Consider the following 25,033-nt stretch of genomic DNA (forward strand, 5'->3'; position numbering starts at 1 on the left):
TATTTTACCATACGAACATACTTTCGCCAATGATTATTCCTTCGAATGATCTTCCTTTTTCAAAACTTTCCGGGTCAGTTTTCTTAATTTCTCCTGAGTGGTGAAGTTTTCTGCCAACATGTCAGGGATAACCTTGGTTAATACGTACTGGACACAGTGCATATCTCGAAATTGCAACATGGTTGACAAACTTTCCTTATACATTTCGGGATAGACCTCTTCAGGATTTCCTTTTTGAATTTCGCCAAACGATTCGTATAACAGATCCACCTTATCGGCAACCGCTAATATCCGGCCTTCCAAGGTGTCATCTTTTCCTTCTGACAGACGTCTTCGGTAAGCATCTTGAAATTCACTGGGAATTTCATTTTGGACAAAATTCTCAGTCAATTTATCGTCAACGTCAGCCAACATTTTTCTTAAAACCGGTGTCGCATACTTTACAGGCGTCTTGATATCACCAATGAAGCGTTCGGTATAATCGTGGTTCAGCGCTTTTTCATATAAAGATCGCCAATTTACGTTTTCACCGGCATTTTCTTCGACATCACCTAAAAATTGGGCAATTTCTGCCACTTTAAATGAATGCGCCGCAACAGAATGCTGTTCAAACTTAAAGTACCCTGGTGCCCGGTTAATTAATTCCAGTTCGTCCAAACTTTCCAAATATTGATGCATACCCATCTTTAATCCCCATCCTTTTCACACCAAAAGGGGCCGTTGACAAAACAAACGTTTAGCCACGGCCTCCTTTCAATAAAATATTTAATTAATGTTCTGAAACACTTGATTTTGCGCGGTCACTATGTGATTCAACATATTTGAATGCTTGTTGGCCGGCAATTCCACCTTCACCAACGGCAGTGGCAATCTGACGAAGGTCTTTTTGACGAACGTCGCCAATTGCGTAAATGCCTGGGACAGCGGTTTCCATTTGGTCATTGGTCTTAATCCAGCCATCTTTATCGGTAATGTTCAGATCCTTGAAGGCATCGGTCATTGGCAGCAAGCCAACATAGATGAAGACACCTGAAGTTTTAACAGTCGATACTTCATTGGTTTGATTGTTAACGACTTTAACGCCGGTGACTTTGTTATCGTCACCCAAGACTTCTTTGACATTGGAATTCCAAATAAAGTCAATCTTGTCGTTGGCAAATGCCCGGTCTTGAATGACTTTTTGGGCACGTAATTGGTCACGACGGTGAATAACTGTGACGTGATTAACGATTCCAGCAAGGTATGAGGCTTCCTCAATGGCAGAATCACCACCACCGACAACAACGACATCCTTATTCTTGAAAAATGCACCATCACATACGGCACAGTAAGAAACACCCTTGCCACCATATTCGTGTTCGCCGGGAATTCCTAACTTTTTATACTCTGATCCGGTCGCAATAATCACAACTTTTGCCTGAAGCTCATCTTCATCGGTTTTAACGATCTTATAATCGCCATGATCCTCAATAGAGCTGACAGTTCCATATACGTATTCAGCACCAAAGTTCACTGAACTGTCATACATATTTTGAGCCAAGTCAGGACCCATGATTGATTTAAAACCAGGGTAATTCTCAATTGCTGCAGTGTTATTCATTTGACCGCCATAAATTCCTCGATCAATCATTGCAACAGATAAGTTGGCACGTGAAGCGTATAAAGCGGCAGTCATCCCACCGGGGCCGGCACCAATAACCACGACATCATATTGTTTTGCCATATGGATCCTCCCTTTTAATTCTCATTTTCATTTATAAGTCAATTTACTATGAAAAAGTAAGTCTGTCCAGTAGATACACTTACTTCTTTTTATCTTCTTCAGTCAGTTGAGCACCCAATTCCTTGAGATATGCTCTTAATCCATCGGAAATTTCAGGATGGCGCAGGCCAAAGATAATGTTGGTCTTAAGCCAGCTCAATTTGTTCCCTGTATCAAAACGCTCACCCTTAAATTCATGAGCAAACACCCGTTGAGTTTGGTTAAGCGTATCAATTGCGGAAGTCAACTGGATTTCTCCGGTCTTGTCAGGCTTGGCATGTTCCAAGATCCCAAAGATTTCCGGCGTCAACAGGTAACGGCCAATAATGGCCAAATCACTAGGAGCTTTTTCAGGAGATGGCTTTTCAACGAACTTTTTGACGTTGAACAAGCCTGGCCGGACTTCCTCGGAAGGATCGATCACACCATACTTGGAAATATCTTTATGAGCAACTTTCTTAACGGCTAAAGTTGAAGCACCAGTCTGTTGATAGCTTTCCATCAACTGCTTGGTCAGAGGAACTTTGTCCTGCATGACATCATCACCCAGCATCACCACAAACGGTTCATTGCTGATAAAGCTGCGGGCAGTGTAAATGGCATCGCCCAAGCCACGAGGATGTGACTGGCGAATAAAGTAAATGTTCATGTCATTGGTTTTACGAATTGTTTTCAGAATTTCATTCTTGTGACGTTCTTCAAGATTCATTTCCAATTCCGGATTGGAATCAAAATGATCTTCAATTGAACGCTTGCCTTTGCCGATGACAATCACAATATCCTTGATGCCGGCCTGTTTAGCTTCTTCAACGATAAATTGGATAGTTGGTGTATCGACAATCGGGAGCATTTCCTTTGGTAAAGCTTTGGTTTCGGGCAAGAATCGGGTCCCTAATCCTGCAGCAGGAATAACTGCTTTGGTTACTTTTCTTGTCATAGTAAACTGCACCTTCTTTTTATTATTCAATCTCTGAACGGCCCTCACGAGTCATTAACTGATTAATGGTTTCTTTAATATCAGCACCATCGTAAAGAACATGGTAAATCGCAGAAGTAATTGGCATTTCTACGCCACGCTTCTTGGATAATTCATAGGCAGCCCGGGTAGTGGCAATCCCTTCGATCACCATTCCCATATTTTTAACAACTTCGTCCAAGGAGTGGCCTTTTCCAAGTTCATTTCCTGCCCGCCAATTACGAGAGTTCGTACTGGTGGCAGTCACAATGATATCACCAACACCTGACAACCCAATGAAAGTCAATGGGTTAGCACCAAATGAGGTCCCAAGTCGGGAAATTTCAGCAAGGCCTCGAGTCATTAAGGCTGCCTTGGCATTGTCTTTATATCCCAGTCCATACAATGCGCCGGCACCAAGGGCGATGATGTTTTTCAATGCGGCACCGATTTCAACGCCGATAACATCGTCACTGGTATAAACTCGGAAATAATTATTCATGAATAAGCCTTGGATCTCTTTGGCTGCATGAGCATTGTCACTTGCCACGGTGACCAGCGTAATATCATGAGTCACCACGTCTTCGGCCTGACTTGGTCCTGAGAGAACCGAAATTGACTTGCGGTTTTTAGGATCGATTTCCTGAGCCAAAACTTGAGACAATCTCAAGTAGGTTTTTTCTTCAATTCCTTTTGACGCATGGATAATATTAACGTTTTGATTTCTATCAGCCAAAATTTGGGCAACTTGTTTGGCAACTGATCGGGTAACTTGGGTTGGAACGACGAATAAAATGTAGCCAACGTCATCAATTGCATCCCCTAAATCATTGGTTGCGACCAATGAATCGGCGAATTTAAAATTCTTAATGTATTTTGAATTGGTGTGTTGTTCATTCAGTTCCTTAACCTGCTTTGGATTGTAAGACCAAAGTTTAACGTCTGAACCATTTTCATCTAATAAGCTGGCGAGGACGCTTCCCCAAGAACCTGCACCAAGCACTGCTACTTTTTTAGCCATGATAGATCTCCTTTATTCAATAAACTATTGATTAACTTTTAATTTTGAACCTTCCAAGTACCATGGAGTACTTGGGTTGCGTCGGCGAATAATGATCAGTGCAATCGCACCCACAAATAAAACAATCGACAAGATTTGTGAAACCCGCAAGCCCGAGAGCATCAAACTGTCGGTTCGCATTCCTTCCACAAAGAACCTGCCAAATGAATACCACATGACATATGTCAAAAAGACTTCGCCGCGCTTAAACCAGTTGGGGTTGTGCCTTAACGTAATAATGACAAGAAATCCCAGCAGACTCCATAAGGACTCATACAAGAATGTTGGTTGGCGGTAGGCACCGCTGATATACATCTGAGTGATAATAAAATGCGGCAGATGTAAGCCTTGCAAAAAGCTCAGTGATGTCGCCTGGCCAAAAGCTTCCTGATTCATAAAATTTCCCCAGCGGCCAATCGACTGAGCCAATATAACAGTTGGAGCGGCAACATCAAGCATTAGCCAAACTGGAATGAACCGATGACGGCAAAACAGGATTACAACAATCATGGCGCCAATTAATGAACCATAAATGGCAATTCCGCCATCCCAAATTTTGATGATCTCTCCAGGATTGTCCTTATAATACCCCCACTGAAAAATCACGTAATACAGGCGGGCACAAATCAGGGCAGCCGGCAATGCCCACAATATCATGTCGTAGATATCGTCAGACTTAATTCCCCGCTTGGCACCTTCCCGGACAGCCAAATAAACTGCGAGGAGCACCCCGCTGGCAATGATAATGCCATACCAATGAACTTCAATTGGCCCTAAGTAAAAGGCGATCGGGTTTAGAGCCAAACTTATAAGATTTACCAAAATAACGATCTCCTATTTTTTATCTGAATCTTTTTTTGAATCATCGATGAGATCTTTATTTTTCTTCTCAACGTGTTCCTGTTCTTCTTTATGCTTTTCATCGTTTTTACTATTAACTTTGATTAAATTGTTCAAATTACGGTCAAAGGTTTCGGTAGCATCATATCCCATGCTCTGAGCTCGGAAGTTCATCGCAGCTGCTTCGATAATGATTGCCAAATTTCGACCGGTTCGAACCGGAATGGTAATTTTAGGAACGTCAACATCGAAAATATGCACGTTTTGGGTACCGTTTCCGAGTCGGTCAAACTTGGCGTCTTTGGTATAGTTGGCCAAATGAATAATCAGGGCAACTTTTGTCTGGCTTCGAACTGCTCCGGCACCAAACAGTGTCATCACATCAATAATCCCAATTCCTCGAATTTCCAGCAAGTGCCGCAGAATTGCGGGAGCTGTTCCCATCAAGGTCTGCTCATCTTGTTGATAGACTTCTACCCGGTCATCGGCAATCAATCGGTGGCCTCGTTTAACCAGTTCAAGTGCGGTTTCACTCTTACCAATTCCGCTATCACCGGTAATTAAGATTCCAAGTCCGTAGACATCAACCAAGACACCGTGGAGAGACTTCCGTTCAGCTAATTTATCCTCCAGGTAGTTTGTCATATTACTTAAAACTCGTGAAGTCGTCAATTTGGATCCCAGAACCGGAATATGCTGTTCTTTGGCAGCTTCCAGCAATTCTTCAGGAGGATCCAGCTGTGTCGACACAACAAACGCTGGGGTCTGTGGTTGACACATCTGCTGCATGACATCAAGCAGCTCTTCATGAGACATGCCTTTTGAATACGAAATTTCAGTAATTCCCAGCAGCTGAATCCGCTTTGCAGGGTAATAATTAAAGAAGCCGGTTAACTCCAACCCCGGTCGGGAAATGTCAGCGGTAGAAATCGACCTTTCTTTAAGGTATTCCTTACCATAATAAACATCCAACCTGGCGTTTTTAACTAAATCAGCTACTGTTACACTTTCAGTCAAGAACATCCCTCCTCAGTTAATCACTTTAATTTTATCACTTTGGGACAATCAAGTCGCTAGGGCTTCCGGAAATATTCAGCAATTACCCAACTAACAACCGACATTAACACGGCAACCAAAATTGCCATCCAAAACGACGAAAATCGGAATCCAGCACCAACAATCACGGCCGTTAGTTCAAGCATCAATCCATTGATGACAAGGGTAAAAAGTCCAAGTGTCAATAGGTTAATGGGCAAAGACAGGATGGTGATAATCGGCCGGACCAACCAGTTTAAAACGGCTAGTACGACTGCGGCCAACAACGCAATCCCAACGCTGGCAACGTAAAAGTTTGCCGGAAAGAAGCCGCTAATGGCCACAAATAGAATCGTATCAACTAAAACGTTTGTGAGAAATCTCAATTAGTGACCCCTTTTCTGATTATCATGAACGTCTTTTTCTTCAACGTTATGAATAACCTTCCTGGATTTATCATCAGAAGCTCGATTGGTAAACAGGGACTTGGCTTGATCAAATGGCGAACCAACACCCGGATTATCAATTGGGATCGTGAACATCATGACGATGTAGCCGATTATTGCTACAAGATCAATTCCAGGGGTAAATGCCAGAATCACATATAAGATTCGAACCAGCGTTGAGTTCCAACCAAAGTAATCGCAAATTCCACCGAGAACTCCTGAAATAACACGATTGGTGGCTGAGCGTCGTAATTTTTTATGAGTATTCATTCTCATGCCTCCACATTAAAACTTCTAGCTTAAGATTATCTAAAAAAAGCACTGCAATCAAGTATGCAGTGCAAAATATCAACCATTCTTAATTTAATTCAATAATTTTTCCGGTTGCCAGATAGACCGTCCATTCACAGATATTGGTGCTGTAATCACTGATTCTGCCCAGGTCTTTGGCGACATTTAAGTAAATAATCGCTGAACTGACAATCTCTGGATCCTTTGCCATTGCCTGATAACTTGGTGCCGCAATGTCGTTATACAGCTGATCAATTTTCTTATCGTATGACTGTGCGGTTTGCTTGGCCTTATCTTTGTCGGCGTCACCATAGGATTCAATGGAATTCTCGTACTGTTCACTAACCTGGTTGGCCATTGTGGCAATAATTTCTTCAACGGAGGAAATCCGCTCCTTGCCCTTAATCTCAATAACTGATTTGGCAACGTTTCGAGCGTGATCACCAGCCCGTTCCAAGTCGGTAACGGCTTTTAAAATCCCGACAACTTCCCGCAAATCACCCGTCACAGGTTGATATAATGCAATCATTTCAAAAGACCGTTTTTCGATATAAATCTGCAAATGATTAATATCGTGGTCGTTGGTAATGACGGCTTCCGCCTTTTTACTGTCATGATCAATAAATGCCTGACCGGCATTATCGACAGCTTGGCCAACGAGTGCCCCCAGCTTCATAAAATCTGCTTTTAACGTCACAATTTCTTCATCAAAAACTTTGCCCATAAACTTCTCTCCTATCCGAATCGTCCGCTAACGTAATCTTCCGTTTGTTTCTCATCTGGATTAACGAACATTTTAGTTGTGTCATCATATTCAACAACTCTGCCTTCCATAAAGAACGCTGTCTTGTCAGAAATTCGGGAAGCCTGCTGCAGGTTGTGGGTAACGATTATTATTGTATAATCTTTTTTTAGTTCAAGCAAAGTATTTTCAACCTTTGCACTTGAGATCGGATCCAACGCACTGGTTGGCTCATCCAGCAAAATAACCGATGGTGATACGGCCAAAACCCGTGCAATACAGATCCGTTGCTGTTGACCACCTGAAAATGACAAAGCATTATCGTATAAGTTATCTTTAACTTCATCCCAAACGGCAGCCTGCTTTAAGCTTTTTTCAACAATCGCATCCAGCTTTTGTTTGTCACGGACACCGGCAATTCGCAAGCCATAAGTAATATTATCGTACACCGAAAACGGAAATGGATTGGGTTGTTGAAAAACCATTCCAACTGATTTTCTTAACTCAACCAAATTGGTTTGCGGTGAATAAATATTTTTGCCGTGAAATTGGACGGTTCCGGTAATTGTGACGCCATCAATCATATCATTCATTCGATTGAGACACCTTAAGAAGGTTGACTTTCCACAACCCGAAGGGCCAATCAACGCTGAAATTTGGTTGGGTTGAAAGTCCAAATGAATGCCATGAAGCGCTTGAAAGTCACCATAAAATAAATCCAAGTTATCTGCGGATAAAATTGGTTCTGCCATTTCTGCCCCTCCTAACCAAAGTTGCCAGATACATAATCATCGGTCATTTGCACTTTAGGCCGTGTAAAGACCTTTCTGGTTTTATTGTACTCAATTGCCTCACCCATATTGAAGAAGACCGTGTAGTCGCTCAAACGGGCCGCCTGCTGCATGTTATGAGTAACGATGATGATCGTATAATCTTTTTTCAGTTCACGTAAAGTCGTTTCCAACTGCTGGGTTGAAACAGGGTCCAAAGCACTGGCCGGTTCGTCGAGAAGTAAAACATCCGGCTGAACAGCCAATGCCCGTGCGATACAAACCCGTTGCGCCTGCCCACCAGATAGGGACAGTGCGCTCTTGTTCAAGCTGTCTTTGACCTGGTCCCAAACAGCGGCTTGTTTCAGGGTTGTTTCAACAACCCGGTCCAAAGTCTTCTTATCGTGAACGCCCCGACGCTGCAATGCAAACGTCACGTTGTCATAAATCGATTTGGCAAACGGATTCGGCCGTTGAAACACCATCCCAATTCTTCGACGGACTTCGTACACGTCAATTTTGGGCTGATTGATATTGACACCTTGATAAAGAATCTCACCTTTAACGGTCGCAATCCCGTCATTCATTCGATTGAGTGACCGTAAAAAGGTTGATTTCCCGGACCCGGAAGGCCCAATCAAAGCAGTGATTGTATTCTTTTTGAACTTCAAGTCGGCATTATGCATCGCCAGATTTTTTCCATAGTAAATTTCAAGATCTTTGGTCTGCATCGTGATCTCAGTTTCTTCAGGATTGAAATCATATATAAACCGTTTTGGTTTGTTGTTTAATTCAGTTGTATTTTGCATGAGATTTCACCTACTTTACTGAAGTCATTCGTTCAAACACTTTTCGGCCAACAAAACGGGCAGAAAGGTTGAAAATCAAAATTGCTAAAACCAGAACCGCCGCTGATCCGGAAGAAACTTGAGTCAAATCAGGCATGATTCCTTCAGAATTAATCTTCCAGATGTGAACGGCAAGAGTTTCGGCAGGTCTTAAAGGACTTAATGGACTATCAATGTTAAACGGATTCCAATCCATAAAGTTGAGTGCCGGAGCACTTTGACCAGCAGTATAAATCAACGCAGCTGCTTCACCAAACACTCGGCCGGAACAAAGAATAATCCCACTGATAATGCCGGGTAACGACGCTGGAACCACAATGTGAATGATAGTTTCATACTTTGAAAGCCCAAGACCAAGGCCACCCTGTCTTTGATCATCCGACACATTGGCCAGTGAATCTTCAATGTTTCGTGTTAGTAAGGGTAAATTAAAAATTGTCAGCGTTAAGGCACCGGAAAGGATTGAAAAGCCATAGTTGAACTGAACAACGAACAACAGAAACCCAAACAACCCAACAACGACTGATGGCAGCGAACTCAAAATTTCAATTGAAGTTTTGATGGCTGCTGTAAACCAGTTGTCCGTCGCATATTCGTTAAGGTAAATTGCGGCTCCCAAGGCAATTGGCAGTGAAATAATCATTGCCAAAACCAGAAGGTAAAACGAATTAAACAGCTGAATCCAAATTCCACCACCGGCATTGAACGCTTTGGCGGGAGACGTTAGAAAATGCCAGCTGACGTTTGGCAGCCCAGTGATGAAAATGTAGCCAATCAGAAAGGCCAGAATCAATACAACGAATCCGGCAACTGCTTTCAGGCAGGCAATGGCAAAACGACTTTGCTTTTGAGTTCGATTCATTTCTTGAACGCCCCTTTCCGACCAATCATGTGAACAACCAAGTTAAAGAACAGTGACATAACCAGAAGAACCAGTGCCAATGACCAAAGTGCGTCATTTTGCAACGATCCCATGACCGTATTCCCCATTCCGGCAGTTAAGACAGAGGTCAATGTTGACGCCGGAGAAGTGAGATTTTGCGGCATCAACGCGGCATTTCCGATAACCATCTGAACAGCCAATGCTTCACCAAACGCCCGGGCCATTCCAAATACCACAGCGGTTAAAATACCTGGCGTTGCAGCTCTTAGAACCACTTTCCAAATTGTCTGCCACTTGGTCGCTCCCAATGCCAAGGATGCCTGACGGTAAAACTTCGGCACCCCTTTAAGTGAATCGACGGTCATTGAAACAATCGTTGGCAGGATCATGACAAACAGGACAAAGGTTCCTGAAAGAATCCCAAAGCCACTGCCGCCAAAGGTGTTTCTGACGAATGGAACAACGACCGATAAACCAATGAAACCATAGACAACTGAAGGGATTCCAACCAGCAATTCGGTAACCGGCTGAAGAATCTTAGCACCCCGTTTAGGTGAAATTTCGGTCATATAAACCGCTGTTCCAATGGCAAATGGCGTTGATAATAAGGCTGCCAGAATTGTCACCAGAAATGAACCGACGATCATTGGTAAAGCACCAACAGCCTGCTGGCCACTCGGTGTTTTGGTACCAGGGTTCCACAAGGTTCCTGTAAAGAAGTCTTTAAAGGAAATCCCATCTTTGAAAAATGTTCCCAATCCTTTGCTGGCAACGAAAACGATAATGCCTAAGACAATTGCCATAATCAGGAGTAATGCAGAAAGACTCAGCAAACGGCCAAAGCGTTCATAACGAGCCGTTTTGGATTTTTTCATTAATTGTTTTGCTAATTTTTGATTTTCCATTATCATTCCCCCGATCCTTTAGTCACTTTACCCTGCCAGGTTCTTTGATAATGCATATCTTTAACTGAAATATAACCCAGCTTATTGAAAAGAGTCGTTTGAATATGATCGTTCTTAAGATATTTCAAGAATTTCTTGGTTAAGCCAGTTGGTTGACCACGGGTGTAAATGTGCTCATACGACCAGATCTTCCACTTATTGTCCATAACGTTCTTTTCGGTTGGTTTAATGCCATCGATATGGAGTGGATGAATACTTTTGTTGAAATAGCCAAATGAAACATAGCTGATTGCCCCAGGCGTTGATGAAACAATTTGACGGACCGTTCCTGATGAGTCCTGTTCCTGGGCTGTTGCACTCTCATGACCTTTGAGGCCATACTCTTCAAAAGTTACCCGGGTACCACTGCCCTGAGAACGGTTAATCAAAGTAATTGGCATATCGGGACCACCAACCTGCTTCCAATTTGTATACTTCCCTGTAAAAATGGCGATCAGTTGGTTTGTCGTCAAGTTATTAATTCCCACTTTGTCATTGACAATTGGTGCCACGCCGACAACCGCAATCTTGTGATCGACTAATCCCTTGGGATTAATGCCGGCTTTTTCTTGGGCAAACAAATCAGAATTTCCCATCTGAACAGCTCCGGATTCAATTTGGCTCAGACCCGTACCAGATCCACCACCCTGAACATTGATAAAAATTCCGGAATGTTCACCTGTATATTGTTCACTAGCCGCTTCAACAAGCGGTTGCAATGCGGTTGAGCCAACCGCTGTGATTGATTGTTGATTCGTTGACGTTTTGCTACGGGCGCTGTAAGCACCAATTCCTGCCACAATGATAATGAGGCAAATCAATAATTTGATAATCGTCCGTTTTCGCATCGCTATTCCTCCTTGAATCTTCATTTATAATTGTATGAAATCAATGTAAATATTTGACCGAGTGAATGTAAAAGTTATGTAAAAACGTAATGGGGTGTCATAATTGACAATCAAAAAGCCCGCCGTGGCTGGTTTTTAACCATCTTTTGCGGACTAAGAATGTAAAAGTTTTATTTCAATTTCATATATTGTCATTCATTGGCCTTTTGATCATCATTTTTGACGATTGGGAAATTAACTGTGAAGGTCGAACCGACGCCACGTTGACTCTTAACGTCAATTCTACCGCCAATTGCATCGACCATTTCTTTAACGATTGAAAGACCCAACCCGGTTCCACTGACCTTTTGTTTTGTCCGTGAATCATCGGCTCGATAAAATCTTTCAAACAATCTGGACAGATCCTTTTGGGCGATTCCAATCCCAGTATCAGAGACGTGAAGCTGCCAAAAGCTGTCGTTGTCACTGTATTCAATATTAACCTCACCATTTGGCCGGTTGTATTTAACCGCATTGCTAACCAAGTTTCGCAAAATCCTGGTCAATGTGGTTGTATCCGCAATCACTTCAACATGTTCGGGAATCTTATTATTAATAGAAACATTATTTCCTGCCGTCATGGACTTATAGGATTGCAGTTCTGAGTTGATAAAGTCATGAAGCGGTAGCGGCTTGTAATCATAATTCGTACCGTTTTGAATGTGAGAAATTGTCAAGACATCCTGGACAAGCGAAGCCAGTTGATCGCTTTGCTGATCAATAATCTTCAAAAATTCAACCAAACTCTTCTTGTCGTTCATTGCACCATCAAGAAGCGTTTTGGTAAATCCTGAAATGGCGGTAATCGGCGTCTTTAACTCATGACTGGCGTTTCTTAAGAAGTCAATTTGCATCTGTTTGACGTTAATAATATCGGAAATATCATACATAATCACCAAAATGTGAAAATCATTGTCGATCCGATTAAAGACGACACTGGTATCCCAAGTGACCGATGATGCCCCAACACTCTGAATTTCTTCTTGCTGCGACTTGTGGCTGGTATAAACATTTTCAATTAATGACAGTAACTGATAGTTTCGGACATCTTGCGTATAAGGATGGACCTGAGTCAAAATATCTCTTCCAAGCATCACCGACATTTTATGATTGGCAAAAATGACGTCATGACCAGAATCGATCACCATCACGCCGACAGGCAGACTCGAAAGAATTGTAATCAGTTCGGCATTACTATTCCGAATACTTTTCCCCTCGTCTTGTTGGCGGCTCTGAAGTTCATTCAACTGATCCGCAACCCCCTTTAGAGGATTGTCCGGCTCAACAAACAACGGCACTGCCGGATGATGATCAACAATGTTTGCAGTCATGACCTGCAACTGCTTTAATAGTTTGTCATGCTGACGGTATTCAAAAATTAACCGGATACCGGCGATGACGTCTGCCAATACTAATAACAGAGCAAAGTCGTCCCAGCCTTCCTCGTCAACCGCAAAACCATAAAAAAGCACAGCCAAACTGGCAATGCTTAAAATGACGACAATTAAAATTTGCTTATATATTTTACTCAGCATCATCATCCCCAGTGGAGAACTCATAGCCAAATCCACGAACAGTTCTGAGGTATTTCGGCTGCTTTGGATCCGGTTCAATCTTTTCACGAAGGTGAGCAATCTGAATATCGACCATTCGGCTTTGGCCAGAATAATCAAAGCCCCAAACGCCTTGCAGCAGCTGGTCCCGACTAAGCACCTGATTTTCGTGACTGACCAAATACTGCATCAGTTCAAACTCTTTGGGTGTCAGTTTAAGATTTTTATCATTGACACTGACACGATACTTTTTGTGGTCAATCGTAAATGGGCCGGTTTTCTCAACGTTACCCGTTGGCTTGGCGTTGGTTTCATCAACGTTGGAAGTACTCTTTTCATATCGACGGAGAACCGCGTTAATGCGGGCAATCACTTCACGTGGGCTGAATGGCTTTGGAATATAATCATCCGCGCCCATTTCCAGGCCAAAGACTTTATCGAATTCGGTATCCTTTGCTGTTAATAAAATAACCGGGGTATCGTTACGATCCATTCGGAGCTGCTTAAGAACCTCTTCACCACTCATCTGTGGCAACATTAAATCCAATAGCACGATATCAAAATGGACATTTTCGGCCATTGAGAGTGCATCGACGCCGTTAGTTGCGCTTTGAACCTCAAAATTTGCCTGTTTTAAATTGTATTCCAATAACGTTACAATTGCTGGTTCATCATCAACTACAAGCACTTTTTTCACGGTGTAGCCCTCCTAAATACTAAACTTCGTATATGTCTTAACACCAATTTCGTGGGGAGAATTCTTGAAAATCGCCGATTCAGTGATTTTTAACTGATCATTTCGATCACGAACTTTAAATCGGCAGTATGTCGAGTTGGTACTGAGTGCTCGGTAGAATTCATCTTCATTCGTCACTTTTATGCCATTCACTTCGAGAATGACATCACCAACTTTGAGGTCCATTTTGGCTGCCGGCGTTTCGGGTTGAATACCAATCACCCGGACACCATCCATCACTTCACTGTATTCAAAGTCTGGTTTGGCATCATCGTGCTTGGCCTTTGCCAGAACAACGTAATAGCCAATCAACAAAAGAATAATCGCTGGCAAAATGATTTTTGGAACAAAGTAGCCAACAAACGATAAAATAATGCCAACTGCTGCAATCACATACATCGACTTACTCAATGCTCTCAGCAGTTCTTTGGGAACGCTTCTTTTCACGGTGAATTTCAAGCCAATCAGGATTGGTACCAGCAGGATTGCATACAAATGGTTGTTAACCTGAAATAACGGCATGAACGGAAAGCTGGTGTGAATCCAATCACCGGGAACAAATAAGAGAAACGGGAAAATCGATAATTCGTTGAATTTATAAACGGCCGTTCGATTGTTTCTCTGATTCCGAACCAACGTTGGGGAATCAAACCGGCCACCATTGACGTGGACAAAAATGGCTGTCGCAAGAATGATCACCACGAAAATAATCAACAAATTAATCGGATCAACCGCGGTTTGATAAATACCAAGGTGACCAAACCAATTCATCAGTGGTCGTAACTGGGAAATATGTGGCAATAATAATGTCACAATACTTGCAGCACCGGCCATTGTGACTGCCAACAGCCACCAAGGAATCAACAACAGGCCAATGGCCATCAATGCTTCATAAATGATCAGCCACTCGAGTGAAATGCTCAAAAAGCCACCCAGAATGTTTGATGCCATCACTCCAAAAATCAGGCCTGTTCTCACAAAATGACGGCCTTCATAATAATCGTCATAAATTGCTGAATTAAATATTGCCCGTTCTTTTTTTATTCGATTTGTATGAATCAAGTAACTGCGAATAACCCCGATCCACAGAGCAGGTTGTAATACGAAAAACCCCAACGCTATTAAAAATTTCATTATGTCTTGTCCTCACCAATAATTATAAAGCTAGTATATCATTTATTGCCTGTTGATTTAAGCTCGTTTGTAAATCAACAAGGCATTAATCATTGAGCCTATGTAAAAATGGCCGAAGCCAAACGTACAATTTGAACTTCAGCCATTTAACGATGGATATTTAACTTTTTGACAACCTCCAAAATTAACGACTGAAGCCGTTATTCAGGATTCTTTTGGCTTAATTGCCACTGCAGGTAGGCATTGATGAACGGATCCAGATCGCCATCCATAACGCCATTAACATTGGCAGTTTCATAATTGGTTCGATGATCTTTAACCATCGAATATGGGTGAAAAACGTAAGACCGAATTTGTGAGCCCCAGCCAATATCTTTTTGTTCCCCTTCAATTTTTGCCTTTTCTTCAGCTTTCTTCTCTTCTTCACGTTCATACAACTTGGATTTTAACATGTTCAATGCGGTTTGTCGGTTTTGCAGCTGTGAACGTTGAGCCTGACTGGCCGTCACAATTCCAGTTGGAATATGGGTAATTCGAACAGCTGATGAGGTTTTGTTGACATGCTGACCACCGGCACCACTCGAACGGTAAACATCCACTTTTAAATCATCTGGATTAATTTTAATTGAAACATCGTCATTCAGTTCCGGCATCACATCCACTGATGCAAAGGAAGTGTGTCGACGACCCGCCGAGTCAAATGGTGACAGTCTGACGAGTCGATGAATTCCCTTTTCAGACCGCAGATAACCATAAGCATTTTTACCACTAATTAAAATGGAGACACTGCTTAAGCCGGCAACTTCACCAACTTGATAATCCAAGGTCTGCACCGTAAATCCGTGAGCTTCTGCCCAGCGGGTATACATTCTGAGTAACATGGAACCCCAATCTTGGGCTTCAGTTCCACCAGCTCCGGGATGAATTTCAAGAATCGCATTGTTATGGTCATATTTCCCATTCAACAACAGATTTAACTGATATCGATCCAGTTGGGATTTGAGCTTCTTTTCATCTGCCTCAAATTCCCCTTCCATTCCTGAATGGGGATCTTCAGTAATCAATTCCAGGGTCACTTTTAAATTATCCAGTTGGTTTTTTAAGGAAACAAAGTTGTCCCGCTTTGTTTTTAGTTGATTCGTCTGATCGATTAATTTCTGAGCAGATTCCTGGTCATCCCAGAAATTTGGTTCCGCCATTTTGGCTTCATTGATGCCGATGCTTTCACTCAACGCATCGAAGTCAAAGCGACCTCCTAAAACCATCGATAGCTTTTTGCATTTCAGCAATTTGTTTTTTTGCTTCACTTACTTCAAATGACATATTGTTCTCCTTATATTTGTTCTGATTCAAAGAAAGAATCCAAACAATATGATTGCCGGATTCTTTCAAATAACTTATTAACGTTGCATGTTTTGACGAATTTCAGCCTTCATGAACAGACGGGTAGCGTCATACTCAATATCAGCAATCATTTCTTCAAACATCTTGTAACCTTCTCGTTGATATTCAACAAGTGGGTTTTGTTGACCGTAGCCACGAAGACCAATTGATTGACGTAATTGATCCATGATATCAATGTGATCAGTCCAGTGAGAATCAACAACTCGCAAGATAACAACCTTTTCAAACTCTAACATTTGAGATTGATCATAAAGTTGTTCCTGTTTTTCTTTATATTCTTTATTAGCAAGATCCATCAACATACTCTTGATCTCGTCAGCTGATTTGCCTTGGAAGTCTTCCAAAGAAATCTGGTCGGGGCTAACCATTGCACTAATTGCAAAGTCCAAGATGGTTTGCAGATCCCAGTCTTCTTTTTCGCCTTGCGTATGCAAGTCAACGATCCGGTTAATGGTCCGTTCGATCATTGGCATAATAACCCACTTAAGATCTTTTTGTTCATCGATGACTTCACGACGTTCACCGTAAATAACTTCACGCTGTTGTCTCATAACATCATCGTATTGCAAAACGTTCTTTCGTGAATCGTAGTTATTACCTTCAACTCGTTTTTGAGCTGATTCAACTTGCTTGGTAATCATTCTTGAACGAATAACGGCATCTTCACCTTCAACGTTTAAGTGTTCCAAGAAGTTCTTGATCTTTTCTGAACCGAAACGACGCATCAAATCATCTTCAAGTGACAGGTAAAATTGTGACAAGCCTGGATCACCCTGACGACCGGAACGGCCACGAAGCTGATTATCAATACGACGTGACTCATGTCGTTCAGTACCAATAACGGCTAAGCCGCCAAGTTCAACCACGCCGGGTCCTAATTTAATATCAGTACCACGACCGGCCATGTTGGTAGCAATCGTAACAGCACCACGTTGACCAGCATTGGCAACAATTTCAGCTTCCTTTGCATGGTTCTTGGCGTTCAAAACAACGTGAGGAATTTTTTCTTCATCGAGTCGTTTTGAAAGGTATTCGGAAGTTTCAACCGCAACAGTACCAACAAGCATTGGTTGGCCCTTTTTGTGGAGTTCCTTAATCTTGTTAATAACGGCTTCGAATTTTGATTCCAAAGTTGGGTATAAAACATCGGGATGATCAACCCGGATAACCGGCTTGTTGGTTGGAACAGAAATAACTTCCATGTTATAAATCTCACGGAATTCTTCTGCTTCAGTCTTGGCAGTACCAGTCATACCGGCTAACTTCTTATACATCCGGAAGAGGTTTTGGTAAGTAATGGTAGCCATTGTCTTACTTTCCTCATTGATGGTAACCCCTTCTTTAGCTTCAAGGGCTTGGTGAAGACCATCAGAGAATCGACGGCCTTCCATGATTCGTCCGGTAAATGAATCAACAATTTTAACTTCATCATCTTGAACCACGTAATCTTTATCACGCAGCATGATAAAGTTGGCACGCAAAGCTTGATCCAAATGGTGGGTCAAGGCAGTGTTGTCAGTATCATACAGGTTCTTTAAGTTGAAGTACTTTTCAGCTTTTTCAATTCCCTGATCGGTTAATGAAACCGTCTTGGTTTCCAAATCAAGCTTGAAGTCTTCAGTCTCATGCAAAGTCTTGGCAAATCTGTCAGTTCTTTGGTAAAGATCAGAAGTACCACTTGATTGACCGGAAATAATCAATGGGGTACGAGCCTCATCAATTAAAATTGAATCAACTTCATCGACGATGGCAAAGTTCAAAGGACGCTGAACCATTTGTTCCTTATAAGCAACCATGTTATCACGTAAATAATCGAAACCGATTTCTCCGTTGGTTGAATAAGTAATGTCGGCAGCGTAAGCGGCACGCTTTTCGTCAGCATCTTTTTCAGTTGTGTTAACACCTACTGATAAGCCAAGCCAGTTGTACAACTCACCCATTTCAGTAGCATCACGTTCAGAGAGGTATTCGTTAACAGTAACAACGTGAACCCCTTCGCCTGCAAGTGCATTTAAATAAACTGGCATAGTGGCGGTTAAAGTCTTACCTTCACCAGTTTTCATTTCTGCAATATTTCCTTCATGAAGAACAATTCCACCCATGATTTGGACGTGGAATGGGTACAATCCTAAGACTCGCTTTGCACCTTCACGGGCAACGGCAAATGCTTCGGGAAGCAAATCATCAAGGGTTTCGCCATTCTTATAGCGTTCCTTTAATGCCGGAGTCTTGGCTTGCAATTCTTCATCACTGAGTTGACGATACTCTTCAGCATACGAACCAACTTTGTCAGCAATTTTACTGAGTCGTTTTTGTTCGTGTGTATCACTTTCAACCCATGTTTTTAAAATATTAGCCATTAGTAAATTCCCTTCTAAATTAAAATACTGTTCAAATTTTCATAGTATTTGTAGACTGCATACTTAATTAGTGTAACATTTTAGGCCGCCTATGAAAACACAAAAAGCAATGCATCAGCGGCATTTAACCATGATAATACATTTTTGATAGATATGAAAGGCAAACGGATAAAAAATCATCAAAAAATTTTATTTTGGGAATAAAAAGTTGGGGATGAATTAACCATCAATTCATCCCCAACTTCAACGCGGGACATTTGGAAATTGTCCGCTAATTTATAGTAATATTATTCCTCGCCGGTTTCGATCAGACCGTAACGGCCATCGTTACGACGGTAAACAATGTTGATGTCGGATGTCTCTGCATCTTCATAGATGAAGAAATCATGACCCAACATGTCCATTTGAAGAATAGCTTCCTCGTTGTCCATTGGTTTCAAAGCCAATTGCTTTGTCCGAACAACTTGGAACTTGGACTCATCATCTGAATCCGAGCTGCTGTCATCAACAGGTGTAAACTCGAGGTTCTTGAACCCTTTTTCACGAAATTTACGGTTAACCTTGGTCTTGTACTTACGAATTTGACGTTCGAGTTTATCCGTTACCAAATCAACACTTGCGTACAAATCGTTAGACATTTCCTCGGCTCTCAAAGTTAAGTATGGTAAAGGAATGGTTACCTCAACTTTAGCTTGCTTATCTGGATAAACCTTCAAATTGACATGAGCTGTATTCTTCATGTCCTTTTCAAAGTACTTCTCCAGTTTACTGATTCGTTTCTCAACATAATCACGAATCGCCTGGGTTACCTCAATGTTTTCACCACGAATGTTAAAAATTAGCATAGCGTTCTCTCCCTTCACCATTAAAGGCTTAATGGTCCACTAATGAAATCACTTTCATTACTGGCTACAACTTTAGTATAATTGAAAGTTCGCATTTTAACAATCATTGGGTCTGGATTTCTTTAACGAGCTAAGGTTAACCCCCTGACGGAAGTCGCCCCGGCATGGTATAAAAGACTGGCCGCATGCCTTATGGTTGTACCGGTTGTGTACACATCGTCGACTAATAAAATCGATTGATTTTCGATTAAATATTTTTGTGATTGAATCAACTCAAATGGCTGAATCAGCTCAATTCGCTGGCGGCGGTTCTTTTCCGACTGCCGGACCGCTTTTCTTTTCGCCTTCACTTTGAGAATGTTTGAATAATTCACAAGCTCCAATAAGCCGGTTACCTGGTTAAATCCTCTTGTGAGCATGGTATCCGTCCCAACTGGAATTGGAACAATCACATCTGGGCATTTCTTTAGTTGCCGATGGATCTGGCCGGAAAAAACTTTTCGAAGATAATAATCGCCATTGAACTTGTATTGCTTCATAAAGTCCTTCATTTGCTGATTATATTCATACAATGCGCAGTTTGAAAAATTGAATGGATAACTTTGCTGCCATCTTGAACAATCACGGCAAGGCTGAGACATTCCTTCCGTTTGTTTTCGGCCGCACCCCAGGCAGGTAGGAATATCCGCCAAATCCAGAAAATCATTTGAACATCCCTGACAAATTGGATCATTGATGAGTGGTGTTGCTCGAATGATTTCACTGAGCCGAATTTCATTTCTGAGCGGCGCTTTACACATCAGACATTCTTTCATAGTTTTGCCGCCTTTCGATTCATGAGCTTGATCTGCTGGTCACAAGACTTAATATTTCCAGACTTGGATTGACAATAAAATAAGACCCGGCCGGTTGGTCGATCACTATTTCGGCCTACCCGACCGGCTATTTGCACCAAAGCCGCCGCTGAAAAGATCTCGTCATCGGCCTTCAGCACAATCACGTCGATTCCTGGAAAGGTAACCCCTCTTTCCAAGATGGTAGTTGTAATCAAAAAATCCAGCTCTTCATTTCGCATTAAAGCGACCTTTTCAATTCGTTGCGGATCCGCCGAATAAACAGTCTTAAAACGAGCGTCAATTCTGGCATTCGTAATTGCCCTGCCGACCAACTCCAAATCTTTAATATGGGGAACAAAGATTAAAAAACGTTGTTTGTCGGCTACTAACTGGGCAATTCTTTTAAGAATTTTTCTGGGTAAATTGCCACTATCGACCAGCTGATCAAGATTTTTTGTTCGATTAACCGTTATTTCCGGTAAAAAATGGCCATGGTATCTGATTGGCAGATAGCTGACGGACAGCTTTTTGCGGGAAATTGCCTTAAACAAACTTTTGTCGGGGGTTGCTGTCAGGTATAATCGAGCACCATCCGGCTTGACCGCATTTTGCACCGCATAATGCAGCATTGGATTTCCAGAGTATGGGAAAACATCGACCTCATCAATCACTAAGACATCGAAGGCATGGTAAAATCGGAGAAGTTGATGGGTTGTACAAATGGTAATCTGACTGTACTGATAAGGCTGCTCACTTTTGCCATGAAGAAGCACCACCGGCACCTTTTCAAAAGCTGCTTGTAGCCGCGGAAATAATTCAATACAGACATCAACTCTTGGCGAGGCAATCCCCACTCTCAGGCCGTTTTCGACCGCCCAATTAATCCCTTTAAACAGCATCTCTGTTTTACCGGCACCGGTCACGGCCCATAACAAGTGACGCCGTTTATTTTGGAACACTTCGATGACCTTTTCGGCACACTGCTGTTGAAGGACAGTGAGCTCACCCTTCCAGGACAACGGGTCATTTATGCCCTTAAATTGATTGGGTTCATGAACAGACGCCAATTGGGTTAAAGTGTCCACTCGCCCCATTTGAATACACACGTAGCAATAATATTGGTTATTGGGCAAACTGGCAGTGGAACGCCTTAATTTCGTGCCACACCGAACACAAGTAAGACCATGCTGAACAGTAATGGCCTCCCGCAAAACAATATTCGGATTGGCCACCAATTTCTCGGATAAATCCCGAAGCGGTATTTGGCGCCCATACAACTCTGATATATGATTGATCATATAAAGTCACCTCAATCATTAATTACGAAAAAACTGGAGGAATCCTTTTTGAAGAATGAATCTCTAACAATTAAATCAAATGGTACTCACGAAATTGAAATCAAAAAATCACGTTTCATCTGCACGATGGCAAGAATCGAAAATGAAGATCAGGCCAAAAATATCATCGCAAAAGTTTCCAAAGATAATGCCAAGGCAAATCATAACTGCTTTGCCTACATGTTGGGCGACGATGATCACATTCAACGTGAAAGTGACAACGGCGAACCTTCAGGAACGGCCGGCGTCCCCATTCTGGAAGTTCTTAAAATGAATCAGCTGCATAATGTGCTGGCAGTCGTAACCAGGTACTTCAGTGGGATCAAGCTTGGTGCCGGTGGCCTAATCCGGGCTTATAGCAACGCAACGTCGACGACTATTGATTCGCTGGGAATTGTTAAGCTGGTCAATAAGCAGGAAATCAAGCTCACCATTGAATACAATCAGTTTGATAAGCTCAAATATTTTTTGGAACAAGCATCAATTCCGATTGAGGCAACCAACTATACGGATAAAATTGAAGTGGTCATCGCCGTCAGTAAGCAAGATTTTGAACCGCTCATCACGCAAATCACAAACTTGTTGAGTGATCAGTTCAGTTATAAAAAAGGCGAGTGGAAAATGTTTGAAGTACCCTATTCCCGTGAAGCCCGTCAAAAAGATGAAGATAATTAAAAGGAGATCACCCACTAATGGGCAATCTCCTTTTTTGTTTTTAAAATATGAATTTCTAAAATTGAAGCTCTAATGATTATTTTTACTGGTTGTATCTTTAACTAACTTCTTAATGCCATTCAACAGTGGCTGACGATCGGGACCAACCAAGCCAATCGTTTCAACAAACAGCTCCAACCCAATTAAAACGGCGACTGTGAGTAAAACGGAACCCCACAACGGCGAAATCGGATAAAGCAATGAAATGAACGAAAAGATCAGTGCAAGACCATAAATAACCAATACAGTCTGTCGATGAGTCAAGCCAATCTGCATCAGTCTGTGATGCAAATGCCGCTTATCTGCGTGAGTAATTGGCTCCTTATTCAGCAAACGTCTGAAGATGGCGAAAACCGTATCGGTGATTGGCACTCCCATAATCATGACAGGAATCAATAGGGTGATGAAAGTCGCATTTTTCAAACCGGATAGCGAAAAGACCGACATCATAAATCCAATGAACAGTGCTCCGGTATCCCCGAGATAAATTCGGGCAGGGAAAAAATTGTATGGCAAAAAGCCAATACATGCAGCAACCAAGGTAAAAATCATAATGGCGACAAAAATATTTCCCACGTTCAGGAAGAACATCGCCGTAATACCCATCGTGGTCAATGCAATAATGGCAACACCAGTCGCCAGTCCATCCAACCCATCGATTAAGTTTACCGCATTGGTAATCGCCAAAATCCAGATCCACGTTACCGGCAAGCTCATCCATCCGAGATGAATGGTAAAAAACGGCAACGTAATGGTGGTCATCTTCACACCGGCTGTGAAGTAAACCCACAGAGCAGCAATTGAGATACCCAAAACTTTTTGACGCGGCTTCAATACGAAAATATCATCAATAATACCAGTTAAAATAATGATAACTTCTCCACCATAGACACCCCAAAGAATTTTCGTTGGGAATTGATCCCGCAGCAAAATCATCGTCGTAAAGGTGTAAGCAATAAAAATTGCCAACCCACCGATCGTTGGCATAGGAATTTTATTAACCCGTCTTTTGTTCGGACGATCCTCTGCCCCAACGGCAAACGCCAGTTTCCGGATAAATGGGGTTAAGACTGCGGAAATAATCATGGTAGCAAATAAAGACACAATGATCTCAAATTTCAAAATGTAACCTCACTTATTTCCTTCCAAGTTATTATTAGTTCAATTATACAAATGACAAATCATAAAAACAAGGTATGACTGTTATAGAAAGTAAACGGGCTTATTTAGAAAAGTCGTACGGACCAATTGTGTGGCGCTTCACATTTAACAAATTTAGTAACGCTTTCAATTGTCATATTTCACAAAAACATTTATACTATACATTGTAAGACAACAGTTTCAGTTACCTAATATTTCACAAACGGAAGGAGTTTTAATTATGGCTGACAAATCAAATACTACACAAGCCGAGACAAAAGATGCCCCTATTTTAATTCAAATGGGAATCTTCGCCGGCGTATTGTTTGTTTCCAGTTTAATTTCACCAATGTTTCCACCTACATTTCCAGTACCAACACCAGTTATTGGATTAGTACTTTTGTACCTGCTATTAACATTCCATATTATCAAAGTTGAATGGGTTGATAAATTTGCAACCTTCATGATCGGTATGATTGCATTTCTATTTGTTCCTTCAGGTATTCAATTGACCGCATCACTTGATATCATGAAGGCCCAAGGTGTACAGCTTATTGTTGCTATTATTATTTCAACGGTTGTCTTACTTGTTGTTATTGCTTACACCACTTCATTCTTCATTTGGATCCGAAAGACTGTATTCCACGGCGATATTTCAGTTAGTGAAACAGTCGATAAAAAATAATTAAAGGGGTGAATTTATATGTCTGCTACACAAACGACTATCATTACGTATTTAGGGACACCAATCTTTGGTATCTGCTTGTCACTTGTTGTTTTCTTGTTTGGTCAATGGCTATTCAAGATCGGTAAAGGATTCTTCTTATTCCAACCATTGTTCGTTGGTATGGTACTTGGAATCTTCATTCTCTGGCTCATGGCTAAGATGTTTGGTGTAGATGTTACTTGGTTCTACACCAATGCATACAAACCAGGTGGAGATATCATCTTCTGGTTCTTGAACCCAGCAACCATTGCGTTTGCCGTTCCACTGTACAAGCGTAACGATATTGTTAAACGATTCTGGTTAGAGATTCTGCTATCATTAATTATTGGTTTGTTCATTTCACTGTTCATCATTTACGGTGTATCAAAGCTTATCGGCTTGGACAACAACGGAATTGCTTCAATGCTTCCACAAGCTGCTACTACAGCTATCGCAATGCCTATCTCTGATGCTATCGGAGGTACTCCTGCTATCACTGCTATGGCATGTATCTTGAACGCCGTTCTTATCTACGCTTTGGCAACCTGGCTCATCAAGTTGTTCCACTTGACTGAACCTATTGGCCAAGGTCTTGGATTAGGTACTGCCGGACATACTGTTGGTTCAGCAAAGGCCATTCAATTAAGCTCTGTATCTGGTGCGATGGCTGCCATTGCGGTTGTTATCATTTCAATCGTTGTTGACGTCGTTGTTCCTACATTTGCTAACTTAATGGGAATTGCTCACTAATCAATATCAGATCAAAAAAGGCCGTCCAGCTGGGCGGTCTTTTTGTTTACATAGA

Annotated in this window: 26 protein-coding genes; 3 read left to right on the plus strand and 23 right to left on the minus strand. The window is 41.9% G+C overall.

Annotated features, from left to right (window positions below):
• Positions 1-33: 33 nt before the first annotated feature.
• The 22 genes from DNL43_RS11035 to DNL43_RS11140 all read right to left on the minus strand — a co-directional run bounded on the left by DNL43_RS11035 (position 34) and on the right by DNL43_RS11140 (position 21,629).
• Positions 34-684, minus strand: coding sequence for a YfbR-like 5'-deoxynucleotidase (locus DNL43_RS11035; RefSeq protein ID WP_056981106.1), 651 nt, complete (start codon positions 682-684; stop codon positions 34-36).
• 85 nt (positions 685-769) lie between these two features.
• Positions 770-1,723, minus strand: coding sequence for a thioredoxin-disulfide reductase (gene trxB / locus DNL43_RS11040; RefSeq protein WP_056981104.1), 954 nt, complete (start codon positions 1,721-1,723; stop codon positions 770-772).
• Positions 1,724-1,802: 79 nt separating this feature from the next.
• The gene (gene galU, locus DNL43_RS11045; RefSeq protein WP_054769718.1) at positions 1,803-2,699 is read right to left on the minus strand and encodes a UTP--glucose-1-phosphate uridylyltransferase GalU; all 897 of its coding nucleotides are present in this window, start codon (positions 2,697-2,699) and stop codon (positions 1,803-1,805) included.
• Positions 2,700-2,721: 22 nt separating this feature from the next.
• Positions 2,722-3,738, minus strand: coding sequence for an NAD(P)H-dependent glycerol-3-phosphate dehydrogenase (locus DNL43_RS11050; protein ID WP_056981102.1), 1,017 nt, complete (start codon positions 3,736-3,738; stop codon positions 2,722-2,724).
• A 24-nt stretch (positions 3,739-3,762) separates the two neighbouring features.
• Positions 3,763-4,599 carry a prolipoprotein diacylglyceryl transferase gene (gene lgt / locus DNL43_RS11055; RefSeq protein WP_279592785.1) on the minus strand — a complete coding sequence of 279 codons (837 nt, stop codon included), beginning with the start codon at positions 4,597-4,599 and terminating at the stop codon, positions 3,763-3,765.
• A 12-nt stretch (positions 4,600-4,611) separates the two neighbouring features.
• Positions 4,612-5,634: an HPr(Ser) kinase/phosphatase gene (gene hprK, locus DNL43_RS11060; protein WP_179286810.1), complete on the minus strand. Its 1,023-nt coding sequence runs from the start codon at positions 5,632-5,634 to the stop codon at positions 4,612-4,614.
• Between the two features lie 56 nt (positions 5,635-5,690).
• A complete protein-coding gene (locus tag DNL43_RS11065; RefSeq protein ID WP_056981096.1) occupies positions 5,691-6,038 on the minus strand; it encodes a phage holin family protein in 348 nt (115 codons plus the stop codon).
• Complete coding sequence (locus tag DNL43_RS11070) at positions 6,039-6,368, minus strand: PspC domain-containing protein (RefSeq protein ID WP_056981094.1); 330 nt, start codon at positions 6,366-6,368, stop codon at positions 6,039-6,041.
• Positions 6,369-6,456: 88 nt separating this feature from the next.
• A complete protein-coding gene (gene phoU, locus DNL43_RS11075; RefSeq protein WP_054769716.1) occupies positions 6,457-7,113 on the minus strand; it encodes a phosphate signaling complex protein PhoU in 657 nt (218 codons plus the stop codon).
• Between the two features lie 11 nt (positions 7,114-7,124).
• Complete coding sequence (pstB, locus tag DNL43_RS11080) at positions 7,125-7,883, minus strand: phosphate ABC transporter ATP-binding protein PstB (RefSeq protein WP_056981092.1); 759 nt, start codon at positions 7,881-7,883, stop codon at positions 7,125-7,127.
• An 11-nt stretch (positions 7,884-7,894) separates the two neighbouring features.
• A complete protein-coding gene (gene pstB, locus DNL43_RS11085) occupies positions 7,895-8,710 on the minus strand; it encodes a phosphate ABC transporter ATP-binding protein PstB (RefSeq protein WP_056981090.1) in 816 nt (271 codons plus the stop codon).
• Between the two features lie 10 nt (positions 8,711-8,720).
• The gene (gene pstA, locus DNL43_RS11090; RefSeq protein ID WP_056981088.1) at positions 8,721-9,611 is read right to left on the minus strand and encodes a phosphate ABC transporter permease PstA; all 891 of its coding nucleotides are present in this window, start codon (positions 9,609-9,611) and stop codon (positions 8,721-8,723) included.
• Positions 9,608-10,537 (minus strand): phosphate ABC transporter permease subunit PstC, encoded by a 930-nt coding sequence (gene pstC / locus DNL43_RS11095; protein ID WP_056981086.1) that lies wholly within the window; start codon positions 10,535-10,537, stop codon positions 9,608-9,610. The genes pstA and pstC overlap by 4 nt, the downstream gene beginning before the upstream one ends.
• A gap of 2 nt (positions 10,538-10,539) precedes the next feature.
• Entirely contained in the window at positions 10,540-11,424 is an 885-nt protein-coding gene (locus DNL43_RS11100; RefSeq protein WP_054769615.1) for a phosphate ABC transporter substrate-binding protein, read from the minus strand.
• 191 nt (positions 11,425-11,615) lie between these two features.
• Positions 11,616-13,001, minus strand: coding sequence for a sensor histidine kinase (locus DNL43_RS11105; RefSeq protein ID WP_056981119.1), 1,386 nt, complete (start codon positions 12,999-13,001; stop codon positions 11,616-11,618).
• On the minus strand, positions 12,988-13,713 hold the full coding sequence (locus DNL43_RS11110) for a response regulator transcription factor (RefSeq protein ID WP_156645075.1): 726 nt from the start codon (positions 13,711-13,713) through the stop codon (positions 12,988-12,990). The genes DNL43_RS11105 and DNL43_RS11110 overlap by 14 nt, the downstream gene beginning before the upstream one ends.
• A 12-nt stretch (positions 13,714-13,725) precedes the next feature.
• Positions 13,726-14,886 carry a PDZ domain-containing protein gene (locus DNL43_RS11115; protein WP_056981082.1) on the minus strand — a complete coding sequence of 387 codons (1,161 nt, stop codon included), beginning with the start codon at positions 14,884-14,886 and terminating at the stop codon, positions 13,726-13,728.
• Positions 14,887-15,086: 200 nt separating this feature from the next.
• A protein-coding gene (gene prfB, locus DNL43_RS11120) for a peptide chain release factor 2 (protein WP_179286811.1) occupies positions 15,087-16,209 on the minus strand; the annotation gives its coding sequence in 2 pieces (ribosomal slippage) (positions 15,087-16,130 and positions 16,132-16,209; 1,122 coding nt in all).
• Positions 16,210-16,286: 77 nt separating this feature from the next.
• Positions 16,287-18,650: a preprotein translocase subunit SecA gene (secA, locus tag DNL43_RS11125; protein WP_056981080.1), complete on the minus strand. Its 2,364-nt coding sequence runs from the start codon at positions 18,648-18,650 to the stop codon at positions 16,287-16,289.
• 287 nt (positions 18,651-18,937) lie between these two features.
• Positions 18,938-19,495 (minus strand): ribosome hibernation-promoting factor, HPF/YfiA family, encoded by a 558-nt coding sequence (gene hpf, locus DNL43_RS11130; protein ID WP_054769614.1) that lies wholly within the window; start codon positions 19,493-19,495, stop codon positions 18,938-18,940.
• Positions 19,496-19,617: 122 nt separating this feature from the next.
• Positions 19,618-20,310 (minus strand): ComF family protein, encoded by a 693-nt coding sequence (locus DNL43_RS11135; protein ID WP_056981078.1) that lies wholly within the window; start codon positions 20,308-20,310, stop codon positions 19,618-19,620.
• Complete coding sequence (locus DNL43_RS11140; protein ID WP_056981077.1) at positions 20,307-21,629, minus strand: DEAD/DEAH box helicase; 1,323 nt, start codon at positions 21,627-21,629, stop codon at positions 20,307-20,309. The genes DNL43_RS11135 and DNL43_RS11140 overlap by 4 nt, the downstream gene beginning before the upstream one ends.
• 48 nt (positions 21,630-21,677) lie before the next feature.
• On the opposite strand from DNL43_RS11140, the gene DNL43_RS11145 reads away from it, so the two are divergent.
• Complete coding sequence (locus DNL43_RS11145) at positions 21,678-22,343, plus strand: YigZ family protein (protein WP_054769613.1); 666 nt, start codon at positions 21,678-21,680, stop codon at positions 22,341-22,343.
• Positions 22,344-22,412: 69 nt separating this feature from the next.
• Here DNL43_RS11145 and DNL43_RS11150 read toward each other — a convergent pair whose 3' ends face one another.
• Positions 22,413-23,504, minus strand: coding sequence for a glycosyltransferase family 4 protein (locus DNL43_RS11150; protein WP_056981075.1), 1,092 nt, complete (start codon positions 23,502-23,504; stop codon positions 22,413-22,415).
• Between the two features lie 259 nt (positions 23,505-23,763).
• On the opposite strand from DNL43_RS11150, the gene DNL43_RS11155 reads away from it, so the two are divergent.
• Positions 23,764-24,207, plus strand: a complete 444-nt coding sequence (locus tag DNL43_RS11155) for a CidA/LrgA family protein (RefSeq protein ID WP_056981072.1) — start codon at positions 23,764-23,766, stop codon at positions 24,205-24,207.
• A gap of 18 nt (positions 24,208-24,225) precedes the next feature.
• A complete protein-coding gene (gene lrgB / locus DNL43_RS11160; RefSeq protein WP_054769611.1) occupies positions 24,226-24,978 on the plus strand; it encodes an antiholin-like protein LrgB in 753 nt (250 codons plus the stop codon).
• The last annotated feature ends 55 nt before the right edge of the window (positions 24,979-25,033 follow it).

It is taken from the genome of Lentilactobacillus kefiri, assembly GCF_009739535.1.
GTDB classification, from domain to species: domain Bacteria; phylum Bacillota; class Bacilli; order Lactobacillales; family Lactobacillaceae; genus Lentilactobacillus; species Lentilactobacillus kefiri.